At 58.3% G+C, this 14795-nt stretch carries 9 protein-coding genes and 1 pseudogene; 5 read left to right on the plus strand and 5 right to left on the minus strand.

The genetic code is table 11. The features are described from left to right. The first annotated feature begins 210 nt into the window (after positions 1-210). From P3T21_RS37275 to P3T21_RS37295, 5 genes are all read left to right on the plus strand, one after another. The gene (locus P3T21_RS37275; RefSeq protein WP_429260863.1) at positions 211-1128 is read left to right on the plus strand and encodes a LysR family transcriptional regulator; all 918 of its coding nucleotides are present in this window, start codon (positions 211-213) and stop codon (positions 1126-1128) included. A 799-nt stretch (positions 1129-1927) separates the two neighbouring features. After that, positions 1928-2473 (plus strand): DUF3331 domain-containing protein, encoded by a 546-nt coding sequence (locus P3T21_RS37280; RefSeq protein ID WP_429260870.1) that lies wholly within the window; start codon positions 1928-1930, stop codon positions 2471-2473. 1147 nt (positions 2474-3620) lie between these two features. Beyond that, a complete protein-coding gene (locus tag P3T21_RS37285) occupies positions 3621-4169 on the plus strand; it encodes a hypothetical protein (RefSeq protein WP_429260864.1) in 549 nt (182 codons plus the stop codon). 793 nt (positions 4170-4962) lie between these two features. Next, positions 4963-5808, plus strand: coding sequence for a hypothetical protein (locus P3T21_RS37290; protein WP_429260865.1), 846 nt, complete (start codon positions 4963-4965; stop codon positions 5806-5808). Between the two features lie 102 nt (positions 5809-5910). Further along, the gene (locus P3T21_RS37295; protein WP_429260866.1) at positions 5911-6936 is read left to right on the plus strand and encodes a hypothetical protein; all 1026 of its coding nucleotides are present in this window, start codon (positions 5911-5913) and stop codon (positions 6934-6936) included. A 295-nt stretch (positions 6937-7231) separates the two neighbouring features. Here the strand turns inward: P3T21_RS37295 and P3T21_RS37300 are convergent, their stop codons facing one another. The 5 genes and pseudogenes from P3T21_RS37300 to P3T21_RS37320 form a co-directional block, all read right to left on the minus strand. Next, positions 7232-8146 carry a LysR substrate-binding domain-containing protein gene (locus tag P3T21_RS37300; RefSeq protein ID WP_429260867.1) on the minus strand — a complete coding sequence of 305 codons (915 nt, stop codon included), beginning with the start codon at positions 8144-8146 and terminating at the stop codon, positions 7232-7234. A gap of 469 nt (positions 8147-8615) precedes the next feature. After that, entirely contained in the window at positions 8616-9731 is a 1116-nt protein-coding gene (locus P3T21_RS37305) for an alkene reductase (RefSeq protein ID WP_429260868.1), read from the minus strand. Between the two features lie 1251 nt (positions 9732-10982). Continuing rightward, complete coding sequence (locus tag P3T21_RS37310; RefSeq protein WP_429260869.1) at positions 10983-11963, minus strand: AAA family ATPase; 981 nt, start codon at positions 11961-11963, stop codon at positions 10983-10985. A 29-nt stretch (positions 11964-11992) separates the two neighbouring features. After that, positions 11993-13997: pseudogene (locus P3T21_RS37315) on the minus strand (integrase). Beyond that, on the minus strand, positions 13994-14638 hold the full coding sequence (locus tag P3T21_RS37320; protein WP_429260871.1) for a hypothetical protein: 645 nt from the start codon (positions 14636-14638) through the stop codon (positions 13994-13996). The pseudogene P3T21_RS37315 and the gene P3T21_RS37320 overlap by 4 nt, the downstream one beginning before the upstream one ends. Positions 14639-14795: the final 157 nt, after the last annotated feature.

The following is a 14795-nucleotide window of genomic DNA, read 5'->3' on the forward strand; positions in this document are numbered from 1 at the left end:
ATACGGCTCATGGTGATACTCCTTTTCAGGTAAATTAGGAGTCTGCACTTTACGCCGCCAACGTGATCTTGATCAGTCTCTCGAGGATCAATAAAATGCTCCTTCGTATCACCCGAAAGCCACGGCTTGTGACTTGGAGCGCGTGTCGCGCCAACCTGATTTGACGGTGGGCCACGGGTGCTTCTACTATTTGCCAAGCAAGGAGGGGGAGTGGACCGATTAATAGCGATGGAAACGTTTGTTTGCGTGGTGGAGTCGGGTACTTTTTCGGGTGCTGCGCGGCTACTGAATGTGGGGCAGCCAGCCGTATCTAAAACTATCGCACTGCTCGAAGAACGGCTCTCGGTGCGCCTGTTGCTGCGCTCGACGCGTGGTTTAACGCCAACCGAGGCGGGCCAGGCATTTTACGGACGAGCAAAACGCGCGATAGAAGAGGCAGAAGAAGCGGAGCTCGCTGCCCGCGGAGCCGGCTCCAATCTCACGGGCCGCCTGCGTGTGTGTGCCGCCGTTACGTTTGCCCGGCTGCACATCGTTCCCGCCATCGGGAGATTTCTGGAAACTCATCCTGATCTCAATATCGACCTGGTTCTCGACGATCGCAATATCGATCTGCTCGAAGAAGGTATAGACATTGCATTGCGTATGGGTCAACTCGAAGACTCGAGTATGACCGCGCGCAAGATCGGTGAAGTTCCGCGTCGAGTGGTGGGCACCCCTGCCTACTTTCAACGCGCCGGAATCCCCGCTTCACCGGCAGACCTTTCCACCCATCAGGCAATCGTATATAACCAGCGAGGCGGTGGTGGCACATGGACTTTTCGACGCGAAAGCTCGGAGGTTGCCGTCGTCGTATCCGGACGCGTTGGCACTACCGCGGCTGAAGGAATTCGAGCAGCCGTTCTCGCGAATCTGGGTTTAGCCGTGGTATCCGAATGGATGTTCTCGCCGGAGCTGAAAAGCGGTGAGGTCCGTTCGGTGCTCAATGACTGGCACCTGCCGCCCATTGAACTCTGGGCCGTATTCCCAGGTGGCCGCATGGTCAACGCCAAAACACGCGCATTCCTCAACTTTCTCGAAGACGTCCTGGCCTCCGGCGCAGACCCTTTAGCCAAGGGTGATCACCCGTAAATCATTCCCGCGACCAGCAGGGGGGAAGAATTCAAATCAGACCGACACTGACTGGACGCGCGTCGTTATGGAATCTTGAGTCGCGATTGCACCGCAAGTAGCTGCACTTTGCGCTCGATCTCAGAGAGATGATCAGTGTCTCTCGACGCATCTGGCGCAACCAGGCGTCTGATCTTAGCGTCCAAGTCATAGAAGTTACGCTACGGATGCGACGACCGCCGAGTGGACCCGATGCGCCACACCACGCGTCCTCAACGCAATAAGAAGGGTCGCTCGTGCGCCTGGCGGATCCCCGCCTCTATACGTCGGTATAGAGAGACTACGCCAAGGAAAATAGCCGATAACCGATCGTACAATGGCTATCCTATCCGGCAAAGCCTACTCTTCGACCAGGGCCAGCGATGCAGAGGACTTTCTGCCGTCCGCAACGGTTACCGCCCATTTCTACAGTGCAGAGAATGCCCCATAGAAAGTCGAACGACCTGCTTGAACAATGCAGTAGTGGATGCCTTACCCGGTCGCCGACAACCGGCGTCGAACGAACGATTGCCCTGCGCGACTGGGTCCGATTTTATACAGTTACCACATCGAGTAGACCTGTGTGTCATGGCTCGGCAAGAACGCTATGTACCCGCAATTGCTCGCGCCATGGTCGCCCTTTCGCAGGGCGCCGATATGTCCCGCGCTGTCCTTCCAAAAAAATCGAGAAACCGCCCATAACCTGATTGTTCAGGAGAGTCAAATGACGTTGAATACGACCGCCCTGTCGACCCCAGAAATGGACAGTGATACCCTTACCATGACTCCGTGCACCTCACACGACGATTCATCCCCACCTCGTTCACCGGCGGGAATATCGCGCGTGATAGTCAAGATACGCCCGGTTCCAACTGCGATTACCATTCCGCGTCCTGACGCCTGGACCCAGATTCTCGCCGTCCTTAGTCAGTGCTCTGCTCACTCCATTGCTTTGAGAGAAACGCCGGGCGTTTCGGCTAGCGTCCGAACGCCGTGCGTGCGCAGGCCAGCGACCGGCCCTAACCGGGCGCCAAGCTCGACCATTACCATCATAGAGAAGCTGTCCGACACCCTCGTATCGCTGTCGTGGCACGACTCGACGCTCTGCAATTACGAAGAACAGATCTGGACATTCCGCCACGCCCGCTCAGCTGGGTGCTGCGCATTGAGCGGTAAACCCATCCGCAGGGGTGACTCGATCTACCGCCCGAGGGGTCGTGGGAAAGAACCGCCGCTGAACCGCAGCGAAATGATTCTTGCCTCGGAACTCGCGAGAGTTCAATGCGTCGCTTCATTGCCGCAGACGACAGAAGCAATGAACGAATGATTCTCTCTCGTGTTTTGCAATATCATGACGTTTGAGTTCCGACGAGTCGAATTAGATGCCTAAGTGGCTGTTTCCACTGCCACTGGGTGGACATCCTATCGGAACACCGTCAGGCGCATCTATCCGTAAATCGGGTCGGCTATCGAATCTGCGCCAATTTTGCAGCGGCATCCCTCACCGCCGTTCGCAGCCCTTCCTCGATGACCGGATGGTAATGTGGCGTATCGAGCAATGCGTTTACCGTCAAGTCCACCTGCAAGCTCCAGGGCGATCAAATGGGCAATGTGTTCTGCACCGGGACCGATCCACTCGGTATCGACTAGCCGACAGCTCTACTTGCCAATGTAGACGTGCATTAGCCTGCCGTTGCGCAGTATGACAAGGCTGCGCCCCCGGTCCTCGAAGCTCACTTCTCCAGTGACTAAAGAATCCGGCATGACATCAGTGTGGCGAATCCCGATCACTGCGATTCAGGGAACGGAGAGCACAAGAGAAATTGGCGCACGCCGGTGAGCGATACCACGTGAAAAAAGCGCGCAGCAGCGAAGCCTGCGGCACGTCCCTCATCGGCCGCTTCGTGAAGCACCGGCGGGACCCCGTTGACATTACCTGCGATGAACCCCGGCCTGCTCCCCGCCAGCAACGTACGCGGTCGTAGATTAGCACGCCGTTGGCATCGAGTTTGAGGGCCGTGTTGCGCAGATCGAGACCGTAATTGTTCGGCCGCCGTCCGGCGGTGACGGGCTCAAATTCGACCACGTCATCGACCCATTTACCGCTTTGCGTGCTGATGGCGCAGACGCATGCCGTCCTTTACGAGCATCGCCGACCCGACTTCCTCCCGCAGCTAGAAGCGGAATGCTTCGCTGGAGACGTCGTGCTCATAGTCGACAGTCACGGGGGCGATCAATGGACTCACGCGACCGCACGGCCCATCCATCGTGACGTCGACACCAAGCCTCGATCGCGCCTGTCCAAGTCCTAACCCAATTACACCCGCCCCGACCAACGCGCCCCTACGCGGAAGCTCGGACCATTCGAATACGTCGTCGTTGAAAACCACACGATCCCCAAGCCTCTGATACATTTCCGGAGTCACTTGTGGGGATCAAGTCCCGATCACCACACTACGTGCGCGGACCTTCGTATGGTCACCGATCTGGAACAAACCGTCGTCCAGAAAGCGGGAACGACCTATCAAACAGTCCGCTTCCGGTATTCGATCGACGCTATCGACGACAAAACCCAACAAAGCGGTCTCGTTCACTTTTTGACGCGCGACATCACTTCGCGCCCGTTGATCCGGATCCGTCCTTTGAAGCGCACACCGAAAGGAGCAGTCCTTGACGCATTGTGCGCAGCCTCGACTGCGGCGATCAAAAACTTCGAGGGCGTACATCCAACACGGGTACAAGTGGTACCGCAAACCCCTTCCTCGATCAGAGAGGCCGAAGCCCTCTCCGCCTTTGCCGAACTATATGCCTGCAAACTGGCGCCACCTGCTCCAGTTCCCGATACATCGACACGGATCGTACGCATATTCGCCTCCAACTCAATTCGCACTCCCATCGACTCAACGGTGTCGGCATTTCGCGCGTGGCTGGTCTGTGATCTGCGATGCGGCTCACCACACTATCCGGCAGACTTGGTCGACGGCGAATGGACTACCGCCGCAAAATTCTGCCAAATCGGCTAAAATCGCAAGCTGCTTCAATAGCGACGCTAACAGGAGACTCCGGCAGTTCTCTGCGTTTTATTCCCCTCCCACCCCACGATCGCCTCGTGCGCAGCTATCTTCCAGCCACACTCGTAGTACGGGCCTGCGGACAGCACAACCCTGCCACGCGAGACCAGGACATCGGCTGAGCTCGCGACACTCGTCGAGCTATTGCGTGCCGAATCGGCTGCGGATCGTCTCAGTAGTCCCGCCACGCTCAATGCTCTCTCGGCGGCACTCGTTGCACTGACCTTGAGCATGGCAGGCAAATCACATTCGGCACTGGTCGGTTCCCTTGCTATGGCTGGGGAGCCCAGGCTCGCACGTGCTCTCACGGCGATGTTTACCCGTGCGCCGAATCCTTGGACCTTGCCCGAGTTAGCAAGCCTGAGCGACTGTCGCGGCTAACATTGATCGGGCACTCCCGGGAGACGATGAGTTGCTCTGCCAACGACCTATTAACCGACATCCGCAGTTTGACATCGGCGGCCGCTGAATTGAAAAGCCCACCAGCTCGACTGAGGTGGTGGCGAATGCGGTCGGTTATCAGTCGCTGGCAGCCTTCAGATGCGCATTCGCGCAACGCATCGGCATGACGCCGGGACAGTGGCGCGGCTCAACGGATGCGCTCGACTAGTGCGGAAGGCGGCGATTATATCGTCGGATATTCCCGCAAGGGATAACTGCTATGCCCTTGCGGCGAATGGTGGCGCACACCTGGCGAGGATAAACTGCTTCGAACCGCAGCATGCCATCTTCGGAGGATCCCCACATGCAAATGCTCGTCACGAGTGCGCCCCGCGCCAACGCTGAGGGATTCGGTTCGCTTTGTTCCTTTGCCTTGGACGGAACGCTAAGTGGGTTGTTCAGAGCGGATTCTCGCGTCACGGACCCCTGCGGCCCGAGCGTGAGTGCAGACCGACAGTTCCTCCATGTGAGCACCGATAGCGATCGCATCCTTGCGCTGAATGCTGTCGGCGATGTTGTGCGGGACACGGAAGAAGTGCCCGGGGTCAATGCGGGAGGCGGCAACATCGGGACCAACGGAAAATATCCGGTCGGAATGCGCGGCGCACGAACAATCGCCGCATTCGCTGCCGATCTCAGCGGTGCCCCGCAAAACGTTCTGCCTGCGGGGATCGTTCCATTTCCTCGAGGTCTTGCATCCGTCGAAGGCGGGACCATCTATCTGGCCTCGGGTATCGGCCCTGGCGGCGAAGGGGAAAACAGCATTGCAGCGTTCGATGCAGACGGCACGCATCTAGCATCCCGGTTCACTACGGACGACGCCGTGAATTCACTAGATCTCGCGGTCGCAGCCAACGAAATTATCCTCGCATCCAGCGAATTTCCGTTTCGCGTACCCGACGCTATCGCGAGCGTTCGTGAATATGATCGGTCAAGCGGCAGCGTGGTACGCGCACTCGCCACTCCACCCAGTGTTCGTTTTCATCAACCCCTGGGCTCGAGGTTTGGTCCAGATAGACTTTTGTATCGCGCTGCGCGCGACAACGTCGTGGTATTCGATTTCGGCAACGATCCCTTCATTGACGCTGCGGTACATACGCCCTGGCTCAACGGTCAAACAGTCGTCTTCTTTCCGTCACCCGCGGACTAAATTCGCCAGTTCTTGTCGCGAATGGCTGAAATGTCGAACTTGAGATCGATGCAAAACATGAGTGCGATTCTCACCCAATTGCGCACCACCTGTGGAGGGCCCGTGGCTCTCATCGTCTCCTTGCTACTCCTCGTTGCATCCGGCAGCGCACGTGCGGCGGATGAATCCGGGGTCGCTACCAGACCTATCGGATCGCTCGCCACCCAACAAACAGGTGTAGGCGATCGCCAGCCCGGGACAAATGCTGCCCTCACCGGCCATCGGCAATCGCCAACAGCCGATACCTCCTCTCGCACGCCCGATCACGTACGCGTCGCTCCGGTAAAACGGGCACAACGACGCGTCACAAGCCTCGGTTTCCAGAAAGTGCTTGGTTTGTACCTTGTCTCCGGTCTGATGCTGGGTGTGCTGCCCGTTTCGCTCCCCATGGCTTTGATCCTGTCGGCTCTCGTCGTCAACGCCGGTCCCCGCATCACAGCGAGCCGAGCTTTCATGTTCGCGCTGTGCTATGTCACCGGCACCGCGACCGTCTACACAGCCCTCGGCCTATCTGCAGCTTCCTACCAACATGCCCTCGGTTCGTTTCTAAGGAGTCCGCTCTGGCTTATTCTCTTTGCAGTCCTGCTCATAGGGTTCGCGATTCGGCTAATGGCGGGTGAACTCGTACAGCTTCCTCCGCGGTGGCAACGCGCGCTGGCGGCTGCTCCCGTCCACACACGCAAAGCGATCCAATATCTGATTATCGCGGGAGTCGGTACTTTGTGGGCGCTCTCAGTCAGTGCCGACGTAGCGACGCGTCTCGCATCCTACCTCGCTATCCGGGTACACATGGACGGTGGGGTTGTGGTAGTACTGGCATTGCTAACGATGAGCTTTGGCCTGGGGTTGCCTCTGCTTGCGGTCGGAACCGGTATCACGACAGTCGTGCGGCGTGCCGGCTCGTGGATGGAAGGCGTCAAAGTCTTCTTCGCGATCGAACTGCTTGCCACCGCACTATTGATTGTTTGGCCCTCGCTTGACGGGGGCCTACGGGTGGCGGCGGGCTGGTTGTGGCTACTCGTGGTTATCGCCGCTAGGCATGTTCTTTTCCCGCGGCAGGCCAGGAACAATCTGGCGCAAACCGGGTAGGGGCATTGCTGCCGCAGTGTCGATCTGGACAACGCTATTGCTTGCCAGTCCAGTCTCGACTCCGCTGGATCTTCAGAATCTGCTGCAAAGTCTAAACGTCGAAGACAGTGGCCCTGCTCTGTCGAAAAACGAACGGCTCGCGAATGCGTCAACGCCGTCCTCGACCGACAGTTCGGCCCATTCGGTGGTACAGAAATCAGCGATCTCAAGTTTGCAGGCACGTTGAGAGATGCACCTGCTCGCCTCACGGCGCAATATTGCTCTCATCGAATCGTCGCCCGACACGGCAAACTGGTCATCGCTCAGTCGGTGCCTCGCCGTCCATGGCCATGGACAAGATCCAGTTTTTGAATGTCAGCAGTTGTGGTAACGGCGCCGATTGAGACGGCAAGACTAGAAAGTAGCTTAACCCGGTCTTAAGGGGACGCTCGACGGCGAGTTGTACTGCGCCGCTGCGAAGCTCGTCCTCTACGAGGAAGCTCGGAACGAGGCCGACGCCGATACCGGACGATACAGCCTCGATAAGGTGAGAAGTTAATTCAAATTGCGGCCCGAGGTTCATCGCCTCAGAATCAAGCCCCTGAGCCTCGAACCATCGCCCCCAGACATCCGGTCGCGCGGCGACACGCAAGAGCAGATGCCGCGACATATCCACTGGCTTATTCACTGGTGCCGCAATCGCGAGCGCAGGGCTGATGATCGGTAGAAGCGTTTCATCTCTCAGGCGATACGACGCCAGGCCCGGCCACGTGCCATCGCCCACGCTGATCGCAGCGTCCATGCCTTCCGTGGTCAAATCGAACGGGCGAATTCTCGAGTGGAGATTAATCAGGATACCGCTGTGCTTGGCGTAGAAATCACTTAACCGTGGAACCAACCATTTGCTTGCGAACGTGGGAAGTGCTGCGAGGTCGATCGTGCCGCGCCCTGTTGCTGAAGCAATGGCGTGAAGCGACGCGCTCCTCACTTTTTGCAGCGCACCACTAATCTCCCGATGGTAGGCAGAGCCGATTGCCGTAGGGAGTAGCTTGCGATTGATACGTCGAAACAACACGACGCCTAGTAATTGTTCGAGTGCTTGAACCTGGCGGCTAACAGCGCTCTGAGTCAGTGCCAATTCAGCTGCGGCACGGGTGAAGCTCATATGCCGGGCTGTCGCGTCGAATGCTGTGAGCAACGACATGGATGGTGTCAGGCGGCGTGGGTTCATCCATGGTCCTCGTGCACTTGGCTCACGTAACTGCGATTCGACGGACGTAAATAGCTCTTTCTCTATGGACAAGTCGAACAGAGACTTCGGCTTGCGACGTATCTGCTCATTCTGGTCAGCCGGCGAGCAGCCTCGTGCCTCCTGTCTTTCTATGACGGTGCAGGCTTCGATTGGAGCAATATCCAGTGGCCTAGACGACCATTGGACGACGTCCCGCGCGTGCCGCCTTCTTTCGAGGACAAACGTCCGCGCCTACTCGAACTTCTTCATGGTCAGCCACATGAATGGTGGACGCTCACTGCAGCGTTGAATAGACAGCAACTTGCATAACAGTTATTCCGGCGGGACATAGCCGCCGCCAGCGCCGACCTAGGTTTCCGACTACAGGGAATGCACAGACATCTCCGCGCCCATAGGCGACAAGGTCAGCAGGAACCGAGCCGCCCGGCCCCTGTTTCGACAACTTAGATCAGGCCACCACATCTTCCGACAGCGATTTGTAGTCTGTATAACCGTGGGCGTCGCCGCCATAGAACGTTGCGCGATCGTATCGATTGAGTGGCGCACCGGTACGCAACCGCTCCGGTAGATCAGGATTGGAAATGAACATCCGACCGAAAGCCACAAGATCCGCGTGACCATCGACGATTATCTGCTCGGCGTTCTCATGCGTGAAGCCACCCGCAGCGATGATCGTGCCATTGTAGATCCGGCGGATGTCCTTCGAAGAGACGTCAGAATCGGTCGTCTCCGTCTCTTCAATTCCGCGAATGCGAGGCTCGATCACATGCATGTACGCAAGATCATACTCATTCAGCCGCTGTGCCACATAACCGAAGGTCGCATGCGGGTTGCTATCGGACATCGTGCCGTATGTACCGCTCGGCGAGAGACGGACAGCCACCCGGCCAGGGCCCCACACTGAAACGACAGCGTCAAGGGTATCGAAAAGGAAGCGTGAGCGATTCTCGATCGATCCGCCGTAGACGTCGTTGCGGTGGTTCGTCCCGTCGAGTAGAAACTGTTCGAATAGGTAACCGTTGGCGGCATGAAGTTCAACCCCGTCAAATCCAGCCTGCTTCGCAAGCACGGCACTACGGCGGAACTGCTCGACAATACCAGGAATCTCATCCGTTTCAAGCGCACGTGGGACGATCAATTCCGCCTCGGTAATCTGGCCGTTTTCGTCGCGAATGGCAGCATGCTCGAGCGAACGCAACGCGGACGGCGCAACAGGCGTGATACCGCTAGTATTGGCCGGATGCGCCTGACGTCCCGCATGCCACATTTGCAGGAATATACGAGCACCCTTGGCGTGGGCAGCGTCGATTACCCGCTTCCAGCCGCGAACCTGTTCTTCGGTGTAAATTCCGGGCGCATCCACGTAGGCAATGCCGAGCTGGGATACAGCCGTCGCGTCGGTAATGAGCAATCCGCCATCTGTCGCACGTTGCGTGTAGTACTCGACCATGAGCTCACCAGGAACGTTGCCCGGTTCCGTTCGCATTCTGGTGAGCGGCGCGAGCACCACTCGATGCTGCAATTCGAAATGTCCGACCTTGGTACGGCTGAAAAGCTTGCTCATGACGACATCCTCAAGAGAGTGTTGGGTGGCGTCATATTGGCTGCAAGCGTTGTTGCCCAGTAGAGGTCACGAGGCAATAGTTGTCATTCCGCGATGGAATAGGGAATCTTGTCTCGCGCGGAGCAGTCGCTCTGTCCCGCTGGCGACTCAGCAGTATCCGGAATTCGGAATGGACCTTGGGTCGCCAAAAGACTAATCGCGAGGTCAACTCAGCCGCTGCCTCGTGAACGACGGGCATGCCAGATTGGTCGACGGGCCCTAATCCGAAAAGCAGTGCGGGCGAGATATCACCGTACAGCGGCCCAACGCTATTTCTTGACATTGATTGAGCTTTTTCAGCACAAAATCGATTAAATCGAGACTCGAAAAACGCTCGTCCAATTCCCTAATATGGTGGTACCGGCCGTACAGGCTAACGTAGACCGACGCAAAAGTGTCACTGTTTCGGCAGTAATTGTGTCAATCTGCCTAAATTACAGAGCTGACAGCAATCTGATCGTATTTTTGGTGCGCGCCAGCAAGCGAACTGGCGGCGTTGCCGCCTGCGGCGAGCGCGCTGACAACCGAAATTTCCTCGAGCGTCACCATGGTCCTCGACACAAAGCGACGCGTCAAAGCTCGCTTCGGCCGCACTACAGTAACCCCCGCTTGATGTAGACCCGCGTGATTGCCCGACGATGCTCCCCTGGCATCGGTTCTACCCTGCCCGGCGACCATTTCCTACTGCCGTACGCTGCCCCGCAGTTTGCACAGCGATAAGGTGCCTCGAGAAGGCGCACGTTTAGCAGATACGGCGCTTCATACCCGCACTTCCGGCAAGCTGCCTCAAGGGGCAACGAATGCGAGGGGCAAACGGTAACCCTTTCTATCTGGTAGAGAGCACTGTGGTACCCGCAAGCGATGCATCGGCGGCAGTAGCGGAATGACTCACTGCGAGGCCGGTGCTGGAGTGCCGGCAGGAGCGCGGCACGCAGGGTTTTCGCCGGCAGATCAAGTGTGCTGCGTAAGCGCTCAAGCTCGATCGTTTCCAGTTGCGGCACCACCCCTTCGTACGGATCGACACGCGGCCCCATCAGTCGTGCGAGAGCGTAGCCAGGAAGCGCGTTGGCCGTCTTGAACTTCCATAGGATCGAAACGATTGACTCGCACGGCTCCAGCCATTTCTTGTTGAAAACGTACCCGAGCGCGGGGGTCAGCGAGCGTTCCTCAAGCGTGAGAATCGGAAAGCGCAGCCGCGGCTGCAACACCTCGCTACGCGGCGGCGATGAGCACGCGACCGGTCGCATGGCGTGACTGAACATAACCGCAGTGATGTACCGCGTGGGCCCACAAAGCGGGTTCCGGACAGTAGCCAAGCCCGTCCTTGAGCTCACTTTCCTTCAGGACGATCTCAACGACGCGTGCGAACGACTCCATCGGAATCTCGAGACGCCCCGGCAGACTTGCCTTGTGGTGCGCCGCTTCGAACGCCCGCCAAAGCGTATCAGCATCACTGACAAAACGATACCCGGCGTCGAACGCCTGTGGAATATAGAACCGTGTGAAGCTCCACGCGCTTGCTTCAGGGTACGCCGTCTGGTCGTATCCGTTCAGGCAAGTCGCCACGTCCCCAGCGTTGCGGATGCCGTGGAATGACAGCTCCTCGACCATCAGGCGCGCTACGATCTGGGTTTTGGCTGCGATCTGCAGCCCGGATTTCTGCGCGAGGAGCTCCTGCTGGCCGACGAGGAACGTGAACAGTTTGATCTGCTGCCGGTCGAGCGCGTCGTGAACATCGCGCAACCACTCGTACTCATTTTCGTTGTAGCGCTGAGCCTCGTCGCAGAAAAGAAGCACCGTTCCGCTGCCGGCGCGCGCTGCTGCCTCCCGGATTCTCAGTGATAAGCGCATGCGTTCTGATGGATTTGAACCTGCGTTGGGATCCGGGTCGCCGACGGCCTCAAGCAGGTTTGCAAAGAACGGCCCTTCTGCGTGCCGCGGCTTATGCTCGCACTGCGCGTGGTAGCTCGTCATCTTTGGATGGTTCTGCGCTAACAACAGGCGGACGTATTCGATCGCGCGCGTTTTGCCGATCCGGGAGGGGCCGTAGATCAGCGCGCCCATGATCCGGTAGCGCAGACAGCGGATGACCAACCCATAGAAGGCCCCAATAGCGGGCGTGGCGATACGGTAATTGCCCGGGACCAACGGATGCAGCGCCGGATCCATCGGGCGCGGTATCTGAAGCGACATGACTCACCTCCCAAAAGCGAAGTCCAGAACTAAAATACCTGACCGGTGCCGATTGACAGTTTGCGGGGTCGGGTCGCGGTCCCTTGTGCGCGATCAACGACATCGTCGGTCGGTGCGGCGGGTGTCGCCGTGGCTTCCAGCGCAGGCGCGACTACTGTTTCGGGCTGGAGCGCCGGGCCCGGTGGCGTTTTCGCAGTCGACGCCGACGCAATCAATCGGCTGACGTTGGCAAGTTCTGTTGCCGCCTTGCGCGCTGTCTTTGCACCTGCCAGCTTCTCCTGAACATAGGCTCCGATCGGGTCTGGCGCGCCCGCTCCACGTTGACGGCGTTCGCCTGCCTGCTTCAGGATTTGCTGGCGTAGCTTGAGTTTGTGAGGAATCAGACGCCATGACCCTTGCACATCGAGCACGCCGAGTTCAGCGCCATCCGACAGAAATGCCCGGACGCAGCGCATATCATCCGTGTTCATATAGACGAGCAGCTGCTGGCCAATGAGGTGTGTGCTTGTCGCCAGCACGCGGTTGGTATAGCGAGCACCATGCAGATTGATGTGAGGACGCACGCCCTGGTCGAGATACGCCCGCACGCGACACCGCCGCGCCGACTGCGTCTGGCAAAGGGTGCGACGGTGATGCTCGGCCAGCCACGTTACCAGCGTCTGCTTGCCGCGCACGAAATACCCCGATCGCGTCAAGAGGCGTGACGTTGTTCAGGCCGCCGTGTGGCGTACCGTTGTAACTCGCGATGGCATACTCGACCAGCTCTTCAAGCTCCTCGAACGAGACATATAAACGCAGGTTACCCTTGGGATCGCTCAGCGCTCTGCGCAGATCGCGTGGGTGGGACCCTGTGTAGTCTGGCAGGCGGGATGACAACCGACTCCCGATCGTGCCGAAGAAACGTTCGATATAAGGCCGTTCGTCAGGGCTGCATTTTGGTCCGGCGTCAACAAGACAACCGATAAACTCACACAACGCCGTCAACGTCTCGTTCGCGAGGTTAGCTCTCCCGTTGTCGAGCTTCATCCATTCCCAGGTGGCATACGCCAGCTCCGGTAGACGTTGCGACGGAAAGCCGTCCTGCGGCCCGTATGCCATGCCCGCGATGGTGAAACTTCGCTCACGATGCGGCTCCAGAGCCTTCTCGATCGTCTTGATGACATCGTAGCGGCTGTACTCCCTTCCCAGTGCAATGTGATATCCGAGAACGGCACGGGTGCAGACATCGATGATGACAAGGAGCCACGCCCGCTCGATCTCGAACTCATGCTCGAAACCAAACGGATCACGCGTGACCACCTTGAGTCGGATATCAAGCCGGTGGCCGTCGAATTCGACCACCTGATACGGTCGGGTCGCTGCAGGTACACCCGCGTTGTTCTGGCGTGGCAAGCCCTTCAGATGCGAAGCACCTGCCGACCGTGCAGCAGTGTCGAAGCCACGCAACAACTCTGCCTTCACGCGCCGCGAAAGGGAGCGTATCGCGCGGTCTGACGTATTGAATGGGTAATCGGCCGCAGTCAGTCCGATCGTGCGACATTGGTAGAGAAATTCATCGTGTAGCACCCGCAAACCCTGCAGACGGGTTCGCAGCCCCGAGTCAGTATTTATCTGCACCAGCAGTACCTTGCGTTGCCTGACCTTGAGCAGCAGCCAGCCTGCCAGGGCGGGGTATTGCTCGAACAGGAGCGATAACGCTCCCGCTGCACCATAACCACCACGGTCTCGACCGATCTCGACGGCTTGTACCCGCGTATATTCCGCGATGCGTGTGTAACGTACGAGAGCACGTAAACCAAAGGGTCTGCCATCCGGGTGTGTCAACATCGCGCGCTCCAGCAAGCGGTACAACTGACGACGGTTCACACCTGTTGATAGCTCGATCGATTTGACCGACTCTCCGGCGGCATAGCGCACGACGGCCTGCCTGCGTTTTTCGAAAGCTCGCCGCGCAGCCTCGTCGAGTTCCGTATGCGCAACAGTCGGCCAGGCGCTCACGTCGATCGCCTGAAGCTCCAGTTTCCAGTGGTTCATGATCCTGCCTCCGCCTGCACAAATGACGTCAACAGGGACAATGGCTGGGTGTGAAGCTCCGGTGCTGTGACCCGCCCGCTGCACAACAAGGCGAGCAATGCCGCACGGCACAGAACCGGGTCGCCAGTCGAAAACTCACGCTCGATGGCAAGTAATCTCTGAGGCGAGGCAACGAACCGCACGATCGCCTCCGATAGCGTCGGGGGAATACGGCCCCGGTTGGCAACAACATATGGCAGCATGCGCTGCCAGTTGTCGATCCATACTCGCGCGGCGGCCAGCTCAGCCGGGGCAATCCGACGGATCGATAACGCATTGCCGTCAAGCGAACATTGAGAACGCCCTGCTTCACTATCGCAGTCCATAAAATCGGTATCGTTTAGGATAACCAATTCATATTTATCAACGTAACGGACCCAAAAGTCCACGAGACGCAGACGTCCGTCGATCCGCATGTAACCGGGGCGTTCGCAGAAGTCGATCACCATCGGATCCGTCTCGAGCAGCATCCACACTTCAAGCAGGGAACGTCGACAGAACGTCAACCGGCGCTGCAGCTTGCGGCTGAACGCATCGAATCGATGCGCGCCTCGCGGTCGCTTAAGCGCGATCGGCTTGACCATCGGCAGAGACGATTTCATGAGATCCACGCCTTGAAGACGGGATTCGAAGTGTAGGAAGCGAATTGACGAATCTAATACGTAGTCGGCCTTGCAGAAGTTCGTGAGGCCCCGCCTGGCTTGGCGATGCAGTTTGTCGGCGGGTAAGAGAACTCCCAGAACGAATATCGATCTGATA

The organism is Paraburkholderia sp. GAS334 (genome assembly GCF_050436625.1).
Classification (GTDB): Bacteria; Pseudomonadota; Gammaproteobacteria; order Burkholderiales; family Burkholderiaceae; genus Paraburkholderia.

Bases quoted from the DNA above. Each gene is read 5' to 3' on its own strand.
- P3T21_RS37290 (WP_429260865.1), top strand. From the start codon at position 4,963: ATGCAAATGCTCGTCACGAGTGCGCCCCGCGCCAACGCTGAGGGATTC.
- P3T21_RS37305 (WP_429260868.1), bottom strand. From the start codon at position 9,731: ATGAGCAAGCTTTTCAGCCGTACCAAGGTCGGACATTTCGAATTGCAG.
- P3T21_RS37280 (WP_429260870.1), top strand. From the start codon at position 1,928: ATGACTCCGTGCACCTCACACGACGATTCATCCCCACCTCGTTCACCG.
- P3T21_RS37310 (WP_429260869.1), bottom strand. From the start codon at position 11,963: ATGTCGCTTCAGATACCGCGCCCGATGGATCCGGCGCTGCATCCGTTG.
- P3T21_RS37285 (WP_429260864.1), top strand. From the start codon at position 3,621: ATGGTCACCGATCTGGAACAAACCGTCGTCCAGAAAGCGGGAACGACC.
- P3T21_RS37320 (WP_429260871.1), bottom strand. From the start codon at position 14,638: ATGAAATCGTCTCTGCCGATGGTCAAGCCGATCGCGCTTAAGCGACCG.
- P3T21_RS37300 (WP_429260867.1), bottom strand. From the start codon at position 8,146: ATGAACCCACGCCGCCTGACACCATCCATGTCGTTGCTCACAGCATTC.